A 21,429-nucleotide genomic window follows, 5' to 3' on the forward strand; every position below is an offset into this window, starting at 1 on the left:
AATATTTATTAACCTTTAGGTAGAGATATTGCCCATGCTACGTATCGCCAAAGAAGCACTGACGTTTGACGACGTCCTCCTCGTTCCCGCTCATTCCACCGTTCTGCCGAATACTGCCGATCTCAGCACGCATTTGACCCAATCCATTCGCCTGAACATTCCTATGCTCTCCGCAGCAATGGACACCGTGACGGAAGCGCGCCTGGCAATTGCTCTGGCTCAGGAAGGTGGCATCGGCTTTATTCACAAAAACATGTCTATCGAGCGTCAGGCAGAAGAAGTTCGCCTCGTGAAGAAATACGAATCCGGCGTGGTTTCTGACCCACAGTCCGTTTTACCAACCACCACGCTCGCAGAAGTGAAAGAGCTGACCGCGCGTAACGGTTTTGCCGGTTACCCGGTCGTGACTGAAACCAACGAACTGGTCGGTATCATCACCGGCCGTGACGTGCGTTTTGTGACTGACCTCAGCCAGCCTGTTAGCGTATACATGACACCGAAAGAGCGTCTGGTCACCGTGCGTGAAGGCGAAGCTCGTGACGTCGTGTTCGGTAAAATGCATGAAAAACGTGTGGAAAAAGCGTTGGTTGTTGATGCGAATTTCCACCTGATCGGCATGATCACCGTAAAAGATTTCCAGAAAGCCGAGCGTAAACCGAATGCGTGTAAAGACGAGCATGGTCGTCTGCGCGTGGGTGCGGCGGTTGGCGCAGGGGCCGGTAACGAAGAGCGCGTTGATGCGCTGGTTGCCGCGGGCGTTGACGTTCTGCTGATTGACTCCTCCCACGGCCATTCCGAAGGCGTTCTGCAACGTATTCGTGAAACCCGTGCAAAATACCCTGATCTGCAAATCATCGGCGGCAACGTGGCTACGGGTGCCGGCGCCCGTGCGCTGGCTGACGCTGGCGTGAGCGCAGTGAAAGTGGGTATCGGTCCTGGCTCTATCTGTACTACCCGTATCGTGACCGGCGTAGGCGTCCCACAAATCACCGCCGTTTCTGACGCGGTTGAAGCGCTGGAAGGCCTGGGCATTCCGGTTATCGCCGATGGCGGCATCCGTTTCTCCGGTGACATCGCCAAAGCCATCGCTGCGGGCGCAAGCGCAGTCATGGTCGGTTCTATGCTGGCAGGTACCGAAGAATCCCCGGGTGAAATCGAACTCTACCAGGGCCGTTCTTACAAATCCTACCGCGGCATGGGCTCTCTGGGCGCGATGTCCAAAGGTTCCTCAGACCGTTACTTCCAGAGCGATAACGCTGCCGACAAACTGGTACCGGAAGGTATCGAAGGTCGCGTGGCATACAAAGGTCGCCTGAAAGAGATCATTCACCAGCAGATGGGCGGCCTGCGCTCCTGTATGGGTCTGACCGGCTGTGGTACCATCGACGCGCTGCGTACCAAGGCTGAGTTCGTACGCATCAGCGGGGCGGGCATTCAGGAAAGTCACGTACATGACGTGACCATCACCAAGGAATCCCCGAACTACCGCATGGGTTCTTGATTATTTCCCGCGCCCGGCTTATGCCGGGCGCTTTGATTTTGTTTCACTTGCCCTGGAATTATCGTCAATGACCGACAATATTCATAAGCATCGCATTCTTATCCTCGATTTCGGTTCTCAATACACTCAGCTGGTTGCACGTCGCGTGCGCGAGCTGGGCGTTTATTGCGAACTTTGGGCCTGGGACGTTACCGAAGCACAAATTCGTGAGTTCAATCCGAGCGGTATCATCCTGTCCGGCGGCCCGGAAAGCACCACCGAAGACAACAGCCCACGCGCACCAGAGTATGTCTTCGAAGCAGGCGTCCCGGTGCTTGGCGTGTGCTACGGCATGCAGACCATGGCGATGCAGCTTGGCGGCCACGTTGAAGGCTCTAACGAACGCGAGTTCGGCTACGCGCAGGTAGAAGTCAGAACCGACAGCGCACTGGTTCGTGGCATCGAAGACGCCCTGACCGCTGATGGCAAACCCCTGCTCGACGTGTGGATGAGCCACGGCGACAAAGTCACCGCCATCCCGTCTGATTTCGTGACCGTTGCCAGCACCGAAACGTGCCCGTTTGCCATCATGGCTAACGAAGAAAAACGCTTCTACGGCGTGCAATTCCACCCAGAAGTGACGCACACCCGTCAGGGCCTGCGCATGCTGGAGCGTTTCGTGCTCGACATCTGTCAGTGCGAAGCCCTGTGGACCTCAGCAAAAATCATCGAAGATGCGGTAGAGCGTATTCGTCAGCAGGTTGGCGACGACAAAGTGATCCTCGGCCTGTCCGGCGGCGTCGATTCTTCCGTTACCGCGATGCTGCTGCACCGTGCTATCGGTAAAAATCTGACCTGTGTGTTCGTCGACAACGGTCTGCTGCGCCTGAATGAATCTCAGCAGGTGCTGGATATGTTCGGCGATCATTTCGGTCTGAACATCGTGCACGTGGAAGGCGAAGAGCGCTTCCTGAGCGCGCTGGCGGGCGAAAACGATCCGGAAGCGAAACGTAAAATCATCGGCCGCGTGTTTGTCGAAGTGTTCGATGAAGAAGCGCTGAAGCTCGAAGACGTGAAATGGCTGGCGCAGGGCACTATCTACCCAGACGTGATTGAATCCGCCGCTTCCGCGACCGGTAAAGCACACGTCATCAAATCTCACCACAACGTGGGCGGCTTGCCGAAAGAGATGAAGATGGGCCTGGTTGAGCCGCTGCGTGAACTGTTCAAAGACGAAGTGCGCAAAATCGGTCTGGAGCTGGGTCTGCCGTACGACATGCTGTACCGTCACCCGTTCCCAGGGCCAGGCCTCGGCGTGCGCGTGCTGGGCGAAGTGAAGAAAGAGTACTGCGACCTGCTGCGTCGTGCGGACGCTATCTTCATCGAAGAGCTGCACAAAGCCGACCTGTACAACAAAGTGAGCCAGGCGTTCACCGTGTTCCTGCCGGTCCGTTCCGTTGGCGTGATGGGCGATGGACGCAAATACGACTGGGTTGTTTCCCTGCGTGCCGTTGAAACCATCGACTTCATGACCGCGCACTGGGCGCACCTGCCGTACGATTTCCTCGGCCGCGTATCCAACCGCATCATCAACGAAGTGAACGGTATTTCCCGTGTGGTGTATGACATCAGCGGCAAACCGCCAGCGACGATCGAGTGGGAATAACCCCCGGTCAGCTCTAGCTTCTCAGCCCGCGTAAATGCGGGCTTTTTATTTCTGATCAGCCAATTTTTCGCGTGAACCACCAGAATCCGAGCGCTAAGAAACTGACCGCAGCACCGAGCAGGCACACGCCAGGCCAGCCCCCATAGGCATAAGTCGCGGTGGTCCAGATGGCGCCCAGTCCGCTGCCGATAGAATAGAACAACATGTAAAGCCCGACCAGACGGCTATGGGCTTCGGGTCGGGTGCGGAAAATCATGCTCTGGTTGGTAACGTGCAGTGCCTGTCCACCCAAATCGAGCAGCACAATACCGATCACCAGCATGCCGAGCGATACCGCCATTTGTGACAGCGGCCACCAGGCCAATAGCAATGCGATAAGCGCGAGCGCACTGGTGCGTTGGGCATATCCCCGATCGGCCCATTGTCCCGCCCTTGTGGCGATAAGCGCCCCAGCCACTCCTGCGAGACCGAAGGCTCCGATGGCGGTGTGTGAGAAGCCAAACGGCGGGGCACTTAACGGCAGCACTAACGCACTCCAGAAAATGTAGAACGCGGCAAACATCAGCAGCGCCAGCCCGCCGCGCACCTGTAGTACTTTTTCTTCTTTCAGCAGCGTCAGCATGGAGGCAATCAGGCGTGGATAGCTAATCGTATCCGGCACCGTTGCCAGGGTCGGAAGCCTGCGCCAAAGCGGAAGTGCAATCAATAGCATGAGGAGCGCGGAACAGAGGTAAACGCCGCGCCAACCGGTCAGATCGCTGACGGCGCCAGAAAATACCCGGGCCATCAGTAAACCAATAAACACGCCGCTTTGTGCCGAACCAACGACGCGTCCTTGCTCATGCGGGGCTGCTGCACTGGCCGCATAGGCTATCAGCCCTTGGGTCATCGCCGTTCCCAGCAAGCCGACGGCGACCATACCCACCAGCAGGGCGGACGCAGAACTCGCCATGGCGACCGCAATGAGAGCAACCACCAGCGCCAGCAGCTGGAAGGCCATCAGGCGACGGCGATCCATTCTGTCGCCCAGCGGGACCAGCAACAGAAGAGCCAGTGCGCAGCCAATCTGTGTGGCAGTGACCACGCCGCCGACAGCAGCATGATTGATACCGAAATCCTGCGCCAGTACGTCGAGCAAAGGCTGTGCGTAATAGACATTGGCCACGCTCAAGCCGCTGGCGATGGCGAACAGCCATACCAGACTGCGGGGTATGCCCGCAGGCCGAGACTGTTCGCGGCTTTGGTCTGACGAAAACGGTGATACGAAAGAAGTTTTCATGATCTCAGGTTCCTGTAATCTGGTTTCAAAATAAAACTGATTGAATGCTAGGTTGTGTGGTTTTAAAATGCAACCAGAATGTCGATTGAAACTGCAGGAGGACGCTATGTCGCCAAACGAATCCATCAACGATGAACCCTGTCCCGTTGCCCGCAGCGTTGATGTCGTGGGGGATCGCTGGTCACTTTTAATCGTGCGCAATGCCTTCGATGGTGTTCGCCGATTCGGCGATTTCCAGCGCAGCCTGGGGGTGGCACGAAACATTCTCTCCGACCGACTGCGAAAACTGGTCAATGCGGAGATCCTTGAGTTGCGGGACGCCTCTGATGGGACGGCGTATCAGGAGTACGTTTTGACGGCCAAGGGTGAAAGCTTGTTCCCCGTGATGGTGGCGTTGCGGCAGTGGGGCGAACAGCATCTGTTTGAGGAGGGTGAACGCCATTCGGTTCTGATCGACAAACATACCGGCAAGCCAATTCGGTTCATGGGACCCACTTCGCAAGACGGTACTGCGGTGTTACCCGCCGAAACTGAAGTGCAGAAAGTGAAATGAAATAACCTGTGAGTGGAGGTGTCGATTACCTTGAATGTGCATGCAGGCGAAGAATTTGCTGGCGCATAAAATCCACCAGTCGCTGGCTGGCGGGTGAAAGTGGGCGGTTGACAGTTTTCACTACGCCGACGTCCATGTAGGTGATGCAGTCGTTGATCGTCCGGCGGGCCACTCTCAGGCCGCTCAGCGCCCAGGGGCGATAGACCAGATCTGACAAAATCGTGACGCCTTTACCCTGCGCCACCAGGCTGCGCACGGCTTCGAACGAGTTTGAGCGAAAGCAAACGTCTGGCGCAAATCCGCTGCTTTTAAAATGATCGCCGATCACGCCGGGGTATTCGTCGGTGCTCAACATCAAATAGGGCGTTTGCGCCACATCGCTCAGTGTAATTTCAGGTTTGCCGAGCAGCGGATGGTCGATTGACGTCCAGAGCTGGCGCAACGAACGGATAAACGTTTCCACGTCCAGATCGTCGTCGTGCGGAATATTTGAGGTCAGCAATAAACAGAAATCGACCTGCTGATTCCGTAGCACACAGAGCAATTCCGGTGCCTGGGCTTCCTGAAAAATGATTTCTATCAGCGGGAAACGGCTTTCAATTTCATGCAATATTTCGGGCAGCAGATAGGCAGAAAGCGTTTCGGCGATGCCGACGCGAACCACACCGGCCGTGGTCTCGGGCTGGTTCAGCAAATCTTCCAGCGCAAAACGGCTGTCGTTGATGATTTTTCGGGCATGGGCGAGAAAGCGTTCACCCGCCGCGGTCAGCTGAATACCTTTGGGTTGGCGCAGGAACAATTGCGCATTCACCGTTTCTTCGAGGTTGCGCAGCGCAACGGTCATCGAGGATTGCGAAACGTGGCAGCGGCTGGCGGCTTTAGAAACTTGTAATGTTTCTGCTAAAGCTATGTAGAACTCAAGTTGTCTCAGAGTGAACTTCATAGTTTTAAACGATACCCGATGAGTAAAACATTATATTAGCATCCCATTTAGCCCCGCGATAATCTTCTGTTAATCCAGAACGTATTTTTACGGGAGCATTTATGCCTTATTTATTACTTAGCCTCGCGGCCTGTTTTTGGGGCGGGAATTATGTGGTGGGCCATATTTTGGTTGCGCATACAGACCCTATTGTACTCTCCGCTGCCCGCTGGGTGTTAACGGCGATACTATTGGTTGGCCTCTATTCTCGCCAGATTCGCGCCCAGTGGCCGGTGATGAAACGCTCTTTCTCGGTGCTGGCGTTCCTCGCATTATTTGGGCAGGTATTATTTCCGCTGACCCTTTATATTGGCCTGCAATATACCTCCTCGCTGAATGCGGCGATTTATTTATCCACCACGCCGGTGCTGGTGTTATTAATTAACCGTTATATTTTTAAAGAGAAAATATCGGTACATAATATTGCCGGGGTTGTTTTGAGTTCGTTTGGCGTGGTGTGGCTGGTGATGCAGGGGGATTTATTGCATCTGGATAAGCTGAAAAACCTCAACCGCGGCGACCTCTGGACCATGGGATCGGCGGCCAGTTGGGCGGTGTACTGCGCGTTTCTGCGCACTAGACCACGTGAAGTCGGGGGCAATGCTTTTGTGGCGGTTAGCGCAGCGTTTGGTGCCGTGGTGCTGCTGCCGGTGCTGCTGTTCTCAATGTTCGAACATGGCCTGCCGCCCACCCGTGAGTACCTGCAACCGGAGTTTCTGTCAGGGCTGGCGTATCTGATTATTTTCCCGTCGTGGCTGTCGTATCTGCTGTGGAACAAAGGCATTCAGGCCATCGGCGCAACCCGGGGCGAAGTGTTCTCCCATTTGATTCCACTGACAGGGGGATTATTCAGCGTGATGTTCCTGAACGTGACGCTGCATCCGTTCCATCTGGTCAGCACGATATTGATTATTTGCGGGATTGCGCTGTGCTCCCGAAGCGCACAAAAAAGGGCGACAAACGTCGCCCTGTCATAATGCCAGGTGGCCCCGATTAGGGGGCCGTCCTGGTCTCTGCTGTTTCTTCCGATGTTTCCGCGTCAGGTGTGATTTTTTCTTCCGGCGCGGCGTCTTCTGGCGGTGTATCGACCATCGCCTCCTGAATGACGTCTTCATCCATTGACGGGTTCAGCGCCACCGCCAGCGGGGAGGACATCAGGCTGTCGGGCATCACTACGTGTGGCAATGGCGCATCGACAATGATCTCCGGCTGACGTTTTCTGATCCAACTGATGGCGCCGATAGTCACCCCGCACAGCGTGAAGCAGAAATAAAGCACGTTGCCGCCAAAAGGTTGCATGACAGCGCCGGTTATCAGCGGCCCGATACAGGCCCCAACGCCGAAAGCCATTAGCAGGCAGGCCGTCAGCGACACGCGTCGCTCTGCTTCCACGCGATCGTTGGCAATCGCCACACCGAGCGGGTAAAGCGAGAACATCGCCATGCTGGAAACAAAGGCGATACCCAGCAGCCAGTAAAAGCCAAGATGCGGCAGAATCGACAGTGGCAAAGAGGCCAGCGCGAACAGCACCGCGGTATAAAACAGCAGATGCTGGCGGTCATAGCGGTCGGAGAGCCAGCTCAGCGGGAACTGTGAAACCATTCCGGCGAAAATGGTCACGCCCATGAACAGGCCAGTTTGTTGGGTGGTTAAGCCTTGCGAAATGGCATACACCGGCGCCAGACCGTAAAACGCCCCGGCGGCCATGCCCATCACCAGCGTTGCCGCCAGCAGTTTGGGGATAGCTTTAAAGAAGTAGCCGAGCTCCATCGGGGCGGGGGTCATTGGCTGCGCAGTGGTGCGTGTGGTGAGCGCAATCGGCACCAGGCACAGGGCGAAGCAGAGCGCGACAATCAGCAGCATCGACGGCCCGGTTCCCGCTGCCGCCATCAGGATAATCTGCCCGCCGCACAGGCCGAGATAGGTCGCGACCATATACAGCCCGAAGATGGCGCCGCGCTGCGAGGATTCCGCCCGGTCGTTGAGCCAGCTTTCCAGCACCATGTACTGGCACATCATGCACAGGCCGATAACCATGCGCAGGAAAATCCACAGAGGAATAAAATCGCTGAGTCCGTGTCCGACGACCGAGGCGGTAATGATCCCCGCACAGGAGACGTAAGCACGAATATGCCCGACGCGGGCAATCAGGTTGTGGCCGACTTTGCCGCCAATCACCAGACCGAGATAGTTCGCTGCAGTTATCGCCCCGATAACCGTACCGCTAACGTCTTCGTGCGCAAGGCGCAGTGAAATATAGGTCGTCAACAGCCCGGAACCGAGCAGCATCAGCAGGGTGGTGGTGTACAGCGGCAGAAAGGTATTCAGGATGTTTTTCATACGTTCCCTGTATTGGCTGTTCGTTACGGGTTCACCATCATCGTGCTTGGTTTTACCGTAGGATGCAAATGCAGGGACTTTTACCGGGAATTGTCCTGGCCAGATGGGGGTTAATTTTGCTCGGTGCGCACCTGAGTTTCAGTGACCTGACTCGACTGCTGCGCGGCTTTCTTGTCCTGATGATGCTGCCAGGCGCCGATTGAGGAATAGACGAAGCGGCCAAAGAAGAAGAGGAAGCTGATAAGTAAAATGATCCGGGTCATGCGACTGTTAAACTGATGTCGTTTGCGCATCGGGGTTGCCTGGCTCACTGAGGGGGTCCTTTAATAATACCCATTATGGGCGATGGGGCCTATTAAGGCACAGCGAGGCAGCAGGGTCAATTAACAATTGTATAAAAAGTGTGCAAAACAGAACCGGAGATCAAAACGGGCGAACGCATGAATGGAATGATGCATTAATCATAACCGCATTGTGGTTTATTGATTTAAGTCAAATCGTCCACCCTGGTGCTACTTATAATCTCTTGCCCCTTTCCGCGCTGTGACAGTGCGCGGAAGTCGATAATCAGGTTGGATGCCTGTCTGAAACTGCCCATCGGGAATTGGGTCCTCTTTTGAGTATCTATGCATCTTACTGAATTCTATAAAAACAGTCGTGATAAATGGTGGGGATTACCGCTCATCCTGCCCTCACTGCTTTTACCTGTTGCCCGCGCTGCCAATACCTTTACCCACATAGATGGCGGAATCGTCTCGCTTTATTATCTGCCGCTGGCACTGCTGCTTTCCCTGATGCTCTTTTTTGGCTGGAAAGCGCTGCCCGGTATAGTGGCAGGGATTTGGCTGGTGGTTGCGCAAGGCATGACTGTGCCTGAAACCATTGGCGTCACCTTTCATTTTTTAATCCCCATTATCCTCAGCTGGGGCGGGTATCGGGTTTTCGTGCCGAGGCGGCATTCCATTTCTTATGGCTGCACACGTCTGATGCCGCAGCGTCTGTTCTGGCAGGTGTTTTTCCCTGCGACTCTTTTTCAGCTGTTGCTGCTGGCCTGCGTCTTTTTTAATATTCTGCCCGCGCGAATTTCGCTAGCCGGAACCGGACCCCTGACGCTGCACAGTCTGATTAACTATCAGTCGATGCTGGTGGGCTGCTTAACCGGGGTTCCGCTCTGTTATCTGGTTATTCGGATCATCCGAAATCCGATGTATTTGCGCTCTTTCATTTCCCAGCTCCGCCAACAAATTGACGCCAAAGTGAGCGCAGTCGAGATGATCGTCTGGTCCCTTATCTTGTTTATTATCATGGGACTGCTGTATATTCCTGTCGCAAATTCCGCCTCAATTTTCACCACCAATTATACCCTCTCGCTGTTGCTGCCAGTCATGCTGTGGGGCTCGATGCGTTTCGGCTATCGGCTGATGTCTGTCATCTGGACGATAGTCCTGATAGTTAGTATTCACTTCTACTACCGATACATGCCGTCTTATCCGAGCTACAGCAACCAGCTGGCGATTACCTCTTCCAGCTATCTGGTGTTCTCGTTTATCGTGGTTTATATGGCGATGCTGTCGACGCAGCAGCGTTATATTCACGCCCGCGTGAAGCGGATGGCGTTTATCGACCCGGTGGTTCAGATGCCAAATTTGTGGGCGCTGAGCCGCAAGCTCTCCCACACGCCGTGGTCAGTGCTGTGCTTCTTACGCATCCCGGAACTCGAGGTGTTAGGGCGTCATTACGGGATGATGGTGCGTATCCAGTACAAGCAAACGCTGGGGAAATGGCTCGAGTCAGAGCTGCACGACGGTGAGTGCACTTACCAACTTTCTGGCCACGACCTGGTGATTCGACTGAATACGGAATCCCATGAAGAACGGATTGCCGCCATTGATGCGCGGATAAAAAAATTCCGTTTTGTTTGGGATGGAATGCCGCTGCAGCCGAATGTCGGGGTGAGTTACTGCCATGTGCGTTCCCCGGTGATGCAGCTGCCCCTGTTGCTCGGTGAGCTAAGCACGATGGCTAACTCCTCGCTGGTGACCGGTTCGCCTGAAAACCTGCAACACCGCGACGCCTCGCATTTGCAGCAGGGCCTGAAAGATAAAATCACCATGATGAACCGGCTACAACTGGCGCTGGAACACGGTAATTTCAGCCTGATGGCGCAGCCGATTGTCGGCATGCGCGGCGACAGCTACCACGAAGTTCTGCTGCGCCTGAAAGGCGATAACGATCAGCTGATTGCCCCGGAACTGTTTCTCCCGGTGGCCCATGAGTTTGGGCTTTCGTCGCGGATCGACCTGTGGGTGCTGGAAAATACGCTGAAGTTTATGGATAGCCGTCGTGAAACGCTGCCGGGCCTGCGACTGTCGGTGAATATCTCGCCCTCATCGGCCTGCGGATCGCAGTTTCCGAAAACGGTATCAGACCTGCTAACGCGTTATAACATTCAGGGCTGGCAGCTCATTTTTGAAATCACTGAAAACCATTCGCTGAGCCACCCGGATCAGGCCATGTTAAACATGGCGCAACTGCAAGCGTTGGGCTGTCGGATTGCCATTGATGATTTTGGTACCGGCTATGCCAGCTATGCGCGGCTGAAAAACGTCAGCGCCGATATCCTGAAAATCGACGGCAGCTTTATCAAGAATCTGCTGTTGAGCACGCTGGATTACCAAATCGTTTCGTCTATTTGCCAACTGGCGCGAATGAAGAACATGCAGGTGGTGGCGGAGTACGTTGAAACGGATGAAATTCGTGAGGCGGCGCTGGGCCTGGGAATTGATTATCTGCAGGGCTATTATCTCGGCAAGCCAGAACCTTTAGAAGGTCTGGCTGCCGCGAATATCGAGCCTGTTACATCAGGCGGCGATGTCTGGTGATTCTTCTTCGGTAATTTTCAGCATCCAGCCGGTCACGCCTTGCCAGTACTGCTGCTCTTTTTCCAAATCGAGCAGCACCAGCGCGTTTTGACTAAACCAGTTGTGAGGGAAGCACAGTGTCCAGTGATTCGCTTCGGTGGTCAGTTTTAACGTCGGTGGCGTGGTCGTGGCCTGACGCTGGTTATTCAGCAGTACGCCGAGGCGCAGCAGCTGGATCATCGGCAGGAACTGCTTCTTCTTAAACAGCGTAAAGCGCGGCAAATCGTCCAGCTTCACCCCTTTGCGGTGATAACGCACCAGGGTTGCCATCAGCGTCTGCTGCTCCTGGTTGAAGCCGGGCAAATCACTGTTTTGCAGAATATACGCCGAATGGCGATGCATCCCGCTGTGATTGATATTCAGCCCCACCTCATGCAGCATCGCGGCCCATTTCAGCAGGGCAGCCAGCTGTGGATGCGCCTGCTTCACGTTCTGCTCCACCCACTGCTCATAAATCTGATGAGTGGTTTCCAGCACGCGACGCGCCTGTTCGCGGTCGATATGGTACTGACTGGCCAGGCTTTCCGCGGTTCGACTGCGGATATCGTCATGGCGGAAACGGCCTTCCATCTCATACAGCACACCTTCGCGCAGCGCGCCATCAGACAGGCGCAGCTCTTTGATAGCCAGTGAATCAAACACGCCGCACAGAATCGCCAGGCCCGGCATAAAGACCGCCTGACGGTCTTCTGAAAGCCCAGGCAGGCTAAGCGCGCTAAAGTTTTTAAACTTCAGCGCTTCTTCAACCAACATCTCCAGGCGTTCCGGCGTGATGATGCCGTCTTTCTCGCCCATTTCGATCAGCACTTCGTGTACCGCTTTAATGGTGCCGGACGCGCCCATGGCCACGTTCCAGCCCTGAATACGGTATTGCCAGGAGAGGGTTTCCAGTTTCTGCACCGCCGCAAGACGCGCACGCTGGAAGTTCTCTTTGCTGATAAGTCCGCCAGGGAAGAACATTTGGGCAAAGCTCACGCAGCCCATACGACGGCTTTCAACCAGCTGCGGCGTAAAGTCTTCGCCGATAACCAGTTCCGTCGAGCCGCCGCCGATGTCGATAACCAGCTTGCGGCCTTTTTCAGGCTGCGTATGCTCCACGCCCATAAAAATCAGGCGCGCTTCTTCATTCCCGGAAATGATTTCAATGGGGTACGGAATCACCTTTTCAGCGCGCTTCAAAAACTCCGGCGCGTTCAGCGCCTGGCGAAGCGTATGGGTGCCGACGATGCAGACGCTGGACGGAGGGAATCCTTGCAGGCGTTCCGCAAACAGTGACAGACAGGTCAGGCCGCGTTCCATTGCTTCTTCACTGAGCATATTGTCTTCATTCAGGCCATCGGCCAAATGGACACGCTGTTTCAGGCGGCCAATGATTTGCAGCGCACCGTCAACGACGCGCGCGATAACCATATGAAAACTGTTCGATCCCAGGTCAACCGCAGCAATCTCCTGCGGTCGTGACATTTTGTTTTTTATGGGCATAGATTAATCGGGCTGCTCAAGTGATTTAATGTAGTCGTAGATCGCCAGCTGTGACCGGACTTTGCGGCGGTTGCCGCGGGGCACGTAACGATTACTCAGTTCTTTGTCGATAAAACGGGCTTTCACGGTATCGCTAAATTGCAGGTCGACGATATCCAGCACCTGTTGTTTCAGGCGCGGATCGAGGATAGGCGTAGCGACTTCAATTCGGTAATCGATATTGCGCGTCATCCAGTCAGCGGAAGAGAGCCACACTTTTTTCGCGCCGCCATCTTCAAAAATATAGAGCCTGTCGTGCTCAAGATAACGGTCAACGATGCTGATGACGTTAATATTTTCGCTAATACCTTCCAGCTGCGGGATAAGTGAACACATACCGCGGATCAGCAGGTTGACCGGCACGCCGGTACTGGATGCCGCATACAGACGATCAACCAGGCCTTTATCGACCAGGTTGTTCAGTTTCAGGGTGATCCCCGACGGCCGACCGTTCTGCGCGTGCGCAATTTCGTTGTCGATCATGTCATACAGCAGACGACGTGAGTTCTGCGGCGAGACCATCAGGTAATCGAAATTCACCGGACGGTATGGGTTCTCAATGAAGTTAAACACCCGGCGGACTTCGTTGGTGATCCGCGCATCGGCGGTCAGCAGCGAATAGTCGGTGTAAATGCGGGCGGTTTTTTCGTTGAAGTTGCCGGTGCCGATATGCGCATAGCGCACTACGTCGTCGCCTTCCTTACGGGAAACAAGGAACAGTTTGGCGTGAATTTTCAGGCCAGGCGCGGAGAAGATCACGTGTACACCGGCTTCCGTCAGGCGCTTCGCCCAATGGATGTTGGCTTCTTCGTCAAAGCGCGCCTGTAGCTCAACCACCACCGTTACTTTTTTACCGTTGTGCGCCGCGTGGATCATCGAATCAATAATGCGCGAGTCTTTTGCCACGCGGTAAATATTGATTTTGATAGCCAGCACGCTCGGGTCAAACGAGGCCTGACGCAGCAATTCCAGCACGTGCTCAAAGGTGTGGTACGGGTAATAGAGCAGCACGTCGCGATGACGAATGGCGTCGAAACCGTTGCGGAATTTATCGAACCAGATATGGCGCAGGCGCGGCAGCGGTTTGTTCACCAGGTTGGCTTTACCGACGTTCGGGAAGCCAATGAAATCTTTAAAGTTATGGTAGCGGCCGCCCGGCACAATGGAGTCATAGCGGGTGATGGCGAATTTCTTACGCAGCATCTCGACCATCGCATCAGGCATATCGCGCTGATACACAAAGCGCACCGGCTCCGCCGTCAGGCGCTGCTTCAGGCTCGAGGACATCAACTCCATCAGGCTCGATTCCATCTCGTGCACCAGGTCGTACTCGGCATCACGGGTCATTTTCATCGAGTAGGCATTCAGGGCGTCGTAATCGAAGAAGCCCTGGAAAATGTCGTCCAGGCAGTAGCGCAGAATGTTGTCGAGCAGGATCATCGGTTTGCGGCGGCGCGGGGTTTCCGGCGGCAAATTGACGAAGCGCGGCACTTTATCCGACGGGATTTCCAGCAGCGCGTAGCTAATTTCTTCGCCGCGAATAATCTCCACCGCCAGATAGGTGTAATCGTCTTTCAGGAACTGCACCAAATCGGTTTCGCGGTTAATCAGGATCGGCGTGATGTGCTGGCGCAGGTAATGTTTGAAGTAGTGGCGTAACCAGCTTTGCTGATTGACCGACAGCTGACGCTCGTTAATCAGGAAGATTTGATTACGCGCCATTTCGAGCAGCAGTTCGTTATAAAGGCTGTCAAATTCCTGGTCAGCTTTCAACACGCGGGCCTGAATTTTTCCCAGAAGATGGCGGGAATGGGCGTTGAGGCCTTGTTCTTCACTGATGATAATGCGGCGTTTGAGTTCGGCAAAACGTACTTTATAGAACTCATCAAGGTTATTGGAATAGATACCCAAAAAACGCATGCGTTCTATCAACGGGTTACTTTTATCCGCCGCTTCCTGGAGCACGCGCTCGTTAAAGGTTAACCAGCTCAGTTCTTTTTCGATATAAAGCTTATCCTGACCCATTACTACTCACACTCCGGTTGATTGACGCGGACAGCCCTCACATTATGGCGAGCTTTGACCTGTGATGTCCAACTGTGCCAGGTAAGTATGACAATAATCTGTTTGTCGTGAACCTGGGATAACGTTTTTTTATTATTCAGCGGTATGGGAGAGGGAAGAAAGCGCCTGTCGTGACGGACAGGCGGTTTGGAACTACGCTTCGGAGGCGTAGCCTTGCGCGGGAAGCTGAACGCCGTCCAGCCATGCGCTGTTGTCTTTCATTGCCAGACGTCCGTCGACAAACCAGCTCACTACCAGCGGGTAAATGGCGTGTTCCTGATGTTGAACGCGAGCGGTAATGTCATCTTCCGTATCACCGGCGAACACCGGTACGTTGGCCTGTAAAATCACCGGGCCGCCGTCGAGTTCGTCCGTTACGAAATGCACGGAGGTGCCGTGCTCTTCGTCGCCGTTTTCCAGTACCTGACGATGGGTATTCAGGCCCGGATATTTCGGTAGCAGGGAAGGGTGGATATTCAGCAGACGCCCCTGATAGTGCGCGACGAACGCCGGACTCAGAATGCGCATATAGCCTGCCAGCACCACCACATCCGGGGCGTAGGCGTCAATTTCCTGCATCAGTTCGCGGTCAAATGCTTCGCGATTGGGAAACTGACTGGCGCTCAGAGCATGAGCCGGGATCGTTGCTTCACGGGCGCGCTCAAGGCCGAACGCGTCGGCCTTATTGCTGAATACAGCCCGCAGGGTGCCATTGATTTTCTTCTGCTTGCAGGCGTCGATAATCGCCTGCAAATTGCTTCCGTTGCCCGAAATCAGCACCACAATATTTTTCATTACTCGATGACCACACGCTGTTCAGAATCGGATGCTTTGATATAGCCGATTTTCCACGCGTTTTCACCTTTCTCATTCATCAGCGCGATAGCGTTATCAGCTTCTGCGGCTGGCAGCGCAATCAGCATGCCCACGCCACAGTTGAAGGTGCGATACATCTCATGCTGGCTAACGTTGCCGGCGGTTTGCAGCCAGTTGAATACGGACGGCCACTGCCAGGAGGATTCGTCGATCACGGCCTGTGTGTTGTCCGGCAGTACGCGAGGAATATTTTCCCAGAAACCGCCGCCGGTCAGGTGCGCGATGGCGTGCACGTCGACGCTGGCAATCAGTTCCAGAATGTTTTTCACGTAGATACGGGTTGGCGCCAGCAGGTGATCGGCCAGAGGTTTGCCGTCGAGCTCGGTGGTTTCCGGGTTGGTGCCGCTGACTTCAAGGATTTTACGCACCAGCGAATAACCGTTGGAGTGCGGACCGCTGGAGCCGAGGGCAACCAGCACGTCGCCGTCGGCCACTTTACTGCCGTCGATGATTTCGGATTTCTCAACCACGCCCACGCAGAAACCGGCCACGTCGTAATCTTCGCCGTGATACATGCCCGGCATTTCAGCAGTTTCGCCGCCCACCAGCGCACAGCCGGACTGCAGACAGCCCTCGGCGATACCGGTGATAACGCTGGATGCAACGTCGACGTCCAGCTTGCCGGTCGCGTAGTAATCGAGGAAGAACAGCGGCTCAGCGCCCTGTACCACCAGGTCGTTTACGCACATGGCCACCAGGTCGATGCCGATGGTGTCGTGACGCTTAAGATCCATTGCCAGGCGCAGCTTGGTGCCGACGCCATCCGTACCGGAAACCAGCACCGGCTCACGATATTTTTGCGGCAGTGCGCACAGTGCGCCGAATCCACCCAGGCCACCCATCACTTCCGGGCGGCGGGTTTTCTTCACCACACCTTTGATTCGGTCAACCAGAGCATTACCCGCGTCAATATCAACACCGGCATCTTTATAGCTGAGAGAGGTTTTGTCGGTCACTGCAAGTCTCCACGAATGGCGTTAGCAAATAAAATCGGCGCCATTCTAACAGCCTAAGCAAACGTTTGCGAGTCTGGGCGCGGGATATCTTTTGTTGACGTTTTTTTACACGCGTTCAGCATTCATTCAGGCAAATTTGAACCCGTTCACGAAAATGAAACCGGGTACATTTTAATGCTTGCAGGTTATTGCCACAGCACACAATATTCCACTGAAACCGGTTTCTGAAATTGCCGTCAGGAGGAGTAAAGCAGATGCACATTGCCGCGTTTGATATTGGTGGAACGGCGCTCAAAATGGGCGTAGTGACCGACGAAGGAACGATCGTCGCGAAAGGAAAAGTGGCCATCAAAGACAGCGACGGCGAAGCCATTCTGCAAGGCATTCTGAGCTGGCTGGATGCGCATCCTGAATGTGAAGGCATCGCCATTAGCGCGCCTGGCTACGTCAATCCTCACACCGGTTTCATCGAAATGGGCGGGGCGATCCGCAAATTCGACCAGTTCGGCATCAAAGCATGGATTGAAGAGCGCACCCGTCTGCCGGTTGCGATTGAAAACGACGCCAACTGCGTGCTGCTCGCCGAACGCTGGCAGGGCAAAGCGGCAGACATGAGCGATTTCCTGGTGCTGACCATTGGCACCGGCATCGGCGGCGCGATTTTCTGCAATAACCAACTGGTGCGCGGCGCGCGTTTTCGCGGCGGTGAATTTGGCTACATGTTTACCGACCGCCCCGGCAGCCGCCACCCGACGCACTACACCATGAATGCCACCTGCACGCTGCGCGTTCTGCGCAACCGCTATGCGAGCCATATCGGAAAACCACTCGATGAGGTCAGCGGCGAAGAGATATTCGACGCCAGCGAGGTGGGAGACGCGGTCTGCCAAAGGCTGGTGAACGATTTCTTCAACGGCATCGCCAGCGGCCTGTACAACCTGGTCAATCTGTTCGATCCGCAAACTATTCTGCTCGGCGGCGGCATCACCGAACGCCCGGGTTTCCTGCTCCAACTGAAACAGCATCTCGCCTGGTTTGGTATTGATGAATACATCGATACCGTCAGCCACGGCAACGACGCCGGTTTACTCGGCGCGGTTTACCATTTTAATCAGCAGTCTGAACGTTAAAGAGGGAGTTGTTATGTCCGGATTTAAAAGCGATTTTCTGTGGGGCGGTGCCGTTGCGGCGCATCAGCTGGAAGGCGGCTGGAAAGAGGGCGGAAAAGGCCCGAGCGTTGCCGATGTGATGACCGCCGGGGCCCACGGCGTAGCGCGTGAAATTACCGACGGCGTGCTGCCAGGAAAAAACTACCCGAACCACGACGCGATTGATTTCTATCACCGCTATAAAGACGACATCAAACTGTTTGCCGAAATGGGCTTCAAATGTTTCCGCACCTCGATTGCCTGGACGCGCCTCTTCCCGAAAGGTGACGAGCTGGAGCCAAACGAAGCGGGCCTGAAATTCTACGATGACCTGTTCGACGAATGCCTGAAATACGGCATTGAGCCAGTGATTACGCTGTCGCACTTCGAAATGCCGTATCACCTGGTGAAAGAGTACGGCGGCTGGCGTAACCGTAAAGTCATCGACTTCTTTGTGCGCTTCGCGAAAGTGGCGTTCGAGCGCTACCAGCACAAAGTGAAGTATTGGATGACCTTCAACGAAATCAACAACCAGGCAAACTTCCACGAAGATTTCGCGCCGTTCACCAATTCCGGCATCAAATACGAAGAGGGTGAAGATCGCGAGCCGGTTATGTATCAGGCGGCGCACTACGAACTGGTGGCCAGCGCCCTGGCGGTGAAAGTTGCGCGTGAGATTAACCCTGCTCTGCAAGTCGGTTGCATGATTGCGATGTGCCCGATTTACCCGCTGACCTGTGCGCCGGACGACATGATGATGGCGATGAACGCCATGCACCGCCGTTACTGGTTCACCGATGTGCACGTGCGCGGCAAATATCCACAGCATCTGCTGAACTACTTCGAGCGTCGTGGTTTTGAACTGGATATCACCGCAGAAGACAACGCCGCGCTGAAACAGGGCTGCGTCGATTACATCGGCTTCAGCTACTACATGTCCTTCGCCACCAAGGCGACGGCAGACAACCCGCAGCTCGACTACGATGAAACCACCAGTCTGGTCTCCAACCCGTACGTGAAAAAATCCGACTGGGGCTGGCAGATTGACCCGGTTGGCCTGCGTTATTCACTGAACTGGTTCTGGGATCACTATCAGCTGCCGCTGTTTATTGTGGAAAACGGCTTCGGTGCCATCGACGTGCGTGAAAAAGACGGCAGCGTAAATGACCAGTACCGCATTGATTATCTCTCCGCCCACATCGCCGAAATGAAAAAAGCGGTAGTAGAAGACGGCGTGGACCTGATGGGCTACACCCCGTGGGGCTGTATCGATTTGGTTTCTGCTGGAACCGGTGAAATGAAAAAACGCTACGGCTTTATCTACGTCGATAAAGACAATGAAGGCAACGGCACCCTGGAGCGCAGCCGCAAAAAATCTTTTGCGTGGTATCAAAAGGTTATCAGCAGCAACGGCGAATCGCTCTAATCGTGCGCGATTTCTTCTCTGAAAGACAAAACCTCGCTTCGGCGGGGTTTATTTTTATCCTTACTTTATAATAAGTAACAATGTGTTAATCACTTTGCTTGATCCCCGTCAATGAGAACGGGTATGGCGCTGCCTGCAAAAAGCGGTATAATCCGGCGATTTTTTTGTGGTTGCCCCTCAGAGGAGAAAGAGAATGAAGATTGTGGAAGTGAAACACCCGCTCGTAAAACACAAGCTGGGCCTGATGCGTGAGCATGACATCAGCACCAAACGCTTCCGTGAACTCGCCTCAGAAGTGGGCAGCTTGCTGACTTATGAAGCAACGTCTGACCTGGTTACTGAAACTGTCACCATCGAAGGCTGGAACGGCCCGGTGCAGGTTGAGCAGATCAAAGGCAAGAAAATTACCGTTGTGCCAATCCTGCGTGCAGGCCTGGGCATGATGGAAGGCGTGTTGGAGCACGTTCCGAGCGCGCGTATCAGCGTGGTCGGCATTTACCGTAATGAAGAAACCCTCGAGCCAGTACCGTACTTCCAGAAGCTGGTGTCTAACATCGACGAGCGTATGGCGCTGGTGGTTGACCCCATGCTGGCAACCGGTGGTTCGATGATCGCCACTATCGACCTGCTGAAAAATGCCGGGTGTAGCAGCATTAAGGTGCTGGTTCTGGTTGCGGCCCCGGAAGGTATCGCCGCGCTGGAGAAAGCGCACCCGGATGTCGAACTCTACACCGCATCCATTGACCAGGGCCTGAACGAGCACGGATACATTATTCCGGGCCTCGGCGACGCCGGTGACAAGATTTTTGGTACCAAATAAGAGATTCATAAAAAATAGCCGACTTTGAGAGTCGGCTTTTTTTTGACTAAAACACACCAACACAAACAACAACACTCAGAAAGAGGATAAGACTATGACGCGCCGCGCTATCGGGGTAAGTGAAAGACCGCCACTTTTGCAGACCATCCCGCTTAGTTTGCAGCATCTGTTCGCCATGTTTGGCGCGACGGTGCTGGTACCTTTCCTGTTCCACATCAACCCGGCAACGGTTCTGCTGTTCAACGGTATCGGCACGCTGATGTATCTGTTCATCTGCAAGGGCAAAATCCCGGCCTATCTCGGTTCAAGCTTTGCGTTTATTTCCCCGGTGCTGCTGCTGTTACCGTTGGGTTATGAAGTGGCGCTCGGTGGCTTCATTATGTGCGGCGTACTGTTCTGCCTGGTGTCGTTCATCGTCAAAAAAGCGGGCACCGGCTGGCTGGACGTGATGTTCCCCCCGGCGGCGATGGGCGCGATTGTCGCGGTTATCGGTCTGGAGCTCGCGGGTGTGGCGGCGAATATGGCGGGCCTGTTGCCCGCGACGGGAACAACCCCGAACTCGACCAGCATCATGATTGCGCTGATCACGTTGGGCGTAACGGTCTTCAGCTCAGTGCTGTTCCGTGGCTTCCTGGCGATCATCCCCATCCTGATCGGCGTGCTGACCGGCTACGCGCTGTCGTTTGCGATGGGCATTGTTGATACGGCACCGATTGCTAACGCGCCGTGGTTTGCGCTGCCAACCTTCTACACCCCACGCTTTGAATGGTTTGCGATCTTCACCATTCTGCCTGCCGCGCTGGTGGTTATCGCCGAGCACGTTGGGCACCTGGTAGTGACCGCGAACATCGTCAAAAAAGATCTGATCCGCGACCCGGGCCTGCATCGTTCAATGTTTGCCAACGGCCTGTCGACTATCATTTCCGGTTTCTTCGGCTCTACGCCAAACACCACCTACGGTGAAAACATTGGCGTGATGGCGATCACCCGCGTGTACAGCACCTGGGTTATTGGCGGCGCGGCGATCATCGCCATCCTGCTGTCCTGCGTCGGTAAACTGGCGGCAGCGATTCAAATTATCCCGGTTCCGGTTATCGGCGGCGTGTCTCTGCTGCTGTACGGGGTGATTGGTGCGTCAGGTATTCGCGTGCTGATTGAATCGAAAGTCGATTACAACAAAACACAAAACCTGATCCTGACCGCCGTGATTCTGATCATCGGCGTCAGCGGTGCGACCGTACACATCGGCGCGGCAGAGCTGAAAGGCATGGCGCTGGCGACCATCGTGGGTGTGGCGCTGAGCCTTATCTTCAAACTGATCAGCGTCCTGCGCCCGGAAGAAGTAGTGCTGGATCCGGTTGATAGCGATAAAACAGCGTAGTGATCAACCAACCGGG

17 protein-coding genes are annotated in these 21,429 nt (G+C 54.8%); 9 read left to right on the forward strand and 8 right to left on the reverse strand.

Translation table 11 applies throughout. The annotated features are described in order from the left end of the window. Positions 1–34: 34 nt before the first annotated feature. Together guaB and guaA are read left to right on the forward strand one after the other, a co-directional pair. A complete protein-coding gene (guaB, locus tag A8O29_RS06260) occupies positions 35–1,501 on the forward strand; it encodes an IMP dehydrogenase (RefSeq protein ID WP_110508955.1) in 1,467 nt (488 codons plus the stop codon). A gap of 67 nt (positions 1,502–1,568) precedes the next feature. Beyond that, positions 1,569–3,146, forward strand: coding sequence for a glutamine-hydrolyzing GMP synthase (guaA, locus tag A8O29_RS06265; protein ID WP_125354197.1), 1,578 nt, complete (start codon positions 1,569–1,571; stop codon positions 3,144–3,146). Positions 3,147–3,201: 55 nt separating this feature from the next. Here guaA and A8O29_RS06270 read toward each other — a convergent pair whose 3' ends face one another. Continuing rightward, a complete protein-coding gene (locus A8O29_RS06270) occupies positions 3,202–4,425 on the reverse strand; it encodes an MFS transporter (protein ID WP_125354198.1) in 1,224 nt (407 codons plus the stop codon). A 106-nt stretch (positions 4,426–4,531) separates the two neighbouring features. Between A8O29_RS06270 and A8O29_RS06275 the strand changes: the two genes are divergently transcribed. Beyond that, the gene (locus tag A8O29_RS06275; protein ID WP_125354199.1) at positions 4,532–4,978 is read left to right on the forward strand and encodes a winged helix-turn-helix transcriptional regulator; all 447 of its coding nucleotides are present in this window, start codon (positions 4,532–4,534) and stop codon (positions 4,976–4,978) included. A gap of 25 nt (positions 4,979–5,003) precedes the next feature. On the opposite strand, the gene A8O29_RS06280 is transcribed toward A8O29_RS06275, so the two are convergent. Further along, positions 5,004–5,921, reverse strand: a complete 918-nt coding sequence (locus A8O29_RS06280) for a LysR family transcriptional regulator (protein WP_125354200.1) — start codon at positions 5,919–5,921, stop codon at positions 5,004–5,006. Between the two features lie 101 nt (positions 5,922–6,022). Here A8O29_RS06280 and A8O29_RS06285 point away from each other — a divergent pair, with 101 nt between their 5' ends. Then, positions 6,023–6,937, forward strand: a complete 915-nt coding sequence (locus A8O29_RS06285; protein ID WP_125354201.1) for a DMT family transporter — start codon at positions 6,023–6,025, stop codon at positions 6,935–6,937. Between the two features lie 16 nt (positions 6,938–6,953). Here the strand turns inward: A8O29_RS06285 and A8O29_RS06290 are convergent, their stop codons facing one another. Together A8O29_RS06290 and A8O29_RS06295 are read right to left on the reverse strand one after the other, a co-directional pair. Further along, positions 6,954–8,300: an MFS transporter gene (locus A8O29_RS06290; protein ID WP_125354202.1), complete on the reverse strand. Its 1,347-nt coding sequence runs from the start codon at positions 8,298–8,300 to the stop codon at positions 6,954–6,956. A gap of 110 nt (positions 8,301–8,410) precedes the next feature. Continuing rightward, complete coding sequence (locus A8O29_RS06295; protein ID WP_110508970.1) at positions 8,411–8,611, reverse strand: YfgG family protein; 201 nt, start codon at positions 8,609–8,611, stop codon at positions 8,411–8,413. A gap of 315 nt (positions 8,612–8,926) precedes the next feature. On the opposite strand from A8O29_RS06295, the gene A8O29_RS06300 reads away from it, so the two are divergent. Continuing rightward, positions 8,927–11,182 (forward strand): EAL domain-containing protein, encoded by a 2,256-nt coding sequence (locus A8O29_RS06300; protein WP_174081269.1) that lies wholly within the window; start codon positions 8,927–8,929, stop codon positions 11,180–11,182. On the opposite strand, the gene ppx is transcribed toward A8O29_RS06300, so the two are convergent. The 4 genes from ppx to purM form a co-directional block, all read right to left on the reverse strand. After that, positions 11,162–12,703: an exopolyphosphatase gene (gene ppx, locus A8O29_RS06305; protein ID WP_125354203.1), complete on the reverse strand. Its 1,542-nt coding sequence runs from the start codon at positions 12,701–12,703 to the stop codon at positions 11,162–11,164. The two genes, A8O29_RS06300 and ppx, sit on opposite strands and share 21 nt — an antisense overlap. Before the next feature lie 3 nt (positions 12,704–12,706). Further along, positions 12,707–14,767, reverse strand: a complete 2,061-nt coding sequence (ppk1, locus tag A8O29_RS06310; RefSeq protein ID WP_125354204.1) for a polyphosphate kinase 1 — start codon at positions 14,765–14,767, stop codon at positions 12,707–12,709. Between the two features lie 192 nt (positions 14,768–14,959). Continuing rightward, the gene (purN, locus tag A8O29_RS06315; RefSeq protein WP_110508979.1) at positions 14,960–15,601 is read right to left on the reverse strand and encodes a phosphoribosylglycinamide formyltransferase; all 642 of its coding nucleotides are present in this window, start codon (positions 15,599–15,601) and stop codon (positions 14,960–14,962) included. After that, on the reverse strand, positions 15,601–16,638 hold the full coding sequence (gene purM, locus A8O29_RS06320; RefSeq protein WP_125354205.1) for a phosphoribosylformylglycinamidine cyclo-ligase: 1,038 nt from the start codon (positions 16,636–16,638) through the stop codon (positions 15,601–15,603). The genes purN and purM overlap by 1 nt, the downstream gene beginning before the upstream one ends. A gap of 254 nt (positions 16,639–16,892) precedes the next feature. Here purM and bglK point away from each other — a divergent pair, with 254 nt between their 5' ends. The 4 genes from bglK (at position 16,893) to uraA (ending at position 21,413) form a co-directional block, all read left to right on the forward strand. Continuing rightward, positions 16,893–17,768 carry a beta-glucoside kinase BglK gene (bglK, locus tag A8O29_RS06325; protein WP_125354206.1) on the forward strand — a complete coding sequence of 292 codons (876 nt, stop codon included), beginning with the start codon at positions 16,893–16,895 and terminating at the stop codon, positions 17,766–17,768. A gap of 13 nt (positions 17,769–17,781) precedes the next feature. Next, a complete protein-coding gene (locus tag A8O29_RS06330) occupies positions 17,782–19,212 on the forward strand; it encodes a 6-phospho-beta-glucosidase (RefSeq protein WP_125354207.1) in 1,431 nt (476 codons plus the stop codon). A gap of 193 nt (positions 19,213–19,405) precedes the next feature. Next, complete coding sequence (gene upp / locus A8O29_RS06335) at positions 19,406–20,032, forward strand: uracil phosphoribosyltransferase (RefSeq protein WP_125354208.1); 627 nt, start codon at positions 19,406–19,408, stop codon at positions 20,030–20,032. A 94-nt stretch (positions 20,033–20,126) separates the two neighbouring features. Then, entirely contained in the window at positions 20,127–21,413 is a 1,287-nt protein-coding gene (gene uraA, locus A8O29_RS06340) for a uracil permease (RefSeq protein ID WP_125354209.1), read from the forward strand. The last annotated feature ends 16 nt before the right edge of the window (positions 21,414–21,429 follow it).

The sequence above is a fragment of the Scandinavium goeteborgense genome (assembly GCF_003935895.2).
GTDB lineage: Bacteria > Pseudomonadota > Gammaproteobacteria > Enterobacterales > Enterobacteriaceae > Scandinavium > Scandinavium goeteborgense.

Excerpts from the sequence above, each read along its gene's own strand:
- guaB (WP_110508955.1), top strand. The coding sequence starts at position 35 with ATGCTACGTATCGCCAAAGAAGCACTGACGTTTGACGACGTCCTCCTC.
- guaA (WP_125354197.1), top strand. The coding sequence starts at position 1,569 with ATGACCGACAATATTCATAAGCATCGCATTCTTATCCTCGATTTCGGT.
- A8O29_RS06270 (WP_125354198.1), bottom strand. The coding sequence starts at position 4,425 with ATGAAAACTTCTTTCGTATCACCGTTTTCGTCAGACCAAAGCCGCGAA.
- A8O29_RS06275 (WP_125354199.1), top strand. The coding sequence starts at position 4,532 with ATGTCGCCAAACGAATCCATCAACGATGAACCCTGTCCCGTTGCCCGC.
- A8O29_RS06280 (WP_125354200.1), bottom strand. The coding sequence starts at position 5,921 with ATGAAGTTCACTCTGAGACAACTTGAGTTCTACATAGCTTTAGCAGAA.
- A8O29_RS06285 (WP_125354201.1), top strand. The coding sequence starts at position 6,023 with ATGCCTTATTTATTACTTAGCCTCGCGGCCTGTTTTTGGGGCGGGAAT.
- A8O29_RS06290 (WP_125354202.1), bottom strand. The coding sequence starts at position 8,300 with ATGAAAAACATCCTGAATACCTTTCTGCCGCTGTACACCACCACCCTG.
- A8O29_RS06300 (WP_174081269.1), top strand. The coding sequence starts at position 8,927 with ATGCATCTTACTGAATTCTATAAAAACAGTCGTGATAAATGGTGGGGA.
- ppx (WP_125354203.1), bottom strand. The coding sequence starts at position 12,703 with ATGCCCATAAAAAACAAAATGTCACGACCGCAGGAGATTGCTGCGGTT.
- ppk1 (WP_125354204.1), bottom strand. The coding sequence starts at position 14,767 with ATGGGTCAGGATAAGCTTTATATCGAAAAAGAACTGAGCTGGTTAACC.
- purN (WP_110508979.1), bottom strand. The coding sequence starts at position 15,601 with ATGAAAAATATTGTGGTGCTGATTTCGGGCAACGGAAGCAATTTGCAG.
- bglK (WP_125354206.1), top strand. The coding sequence starts at position 16,893 with ATGCACATTGCCGCGTTTGATATTGGTGGAACGGCGCTCAAAATGGGC.
- A8O29_RS06330 (WP_125354207.1), top strand. The coding sequence starts at position 17,782 with ATGTCCGGATTTAAAAGCGATTTTCTGTGGGGCGGTGCCGTTGCGGCG.
- upp (WP_125354208.1), top strand. The coding sequence starts at position 19,406 with ATGAAGATTGTGGAAGTGAAACACCCGCTCGTAAAACACAAGCTGGGC.
- uraA (WP_125354209.1), top strand. The coding sequence starts at position 20,127 with ATGACGCGCCGCGCTATCGGGGTAAGTGAAAGACCGCCACTTTTGCAG.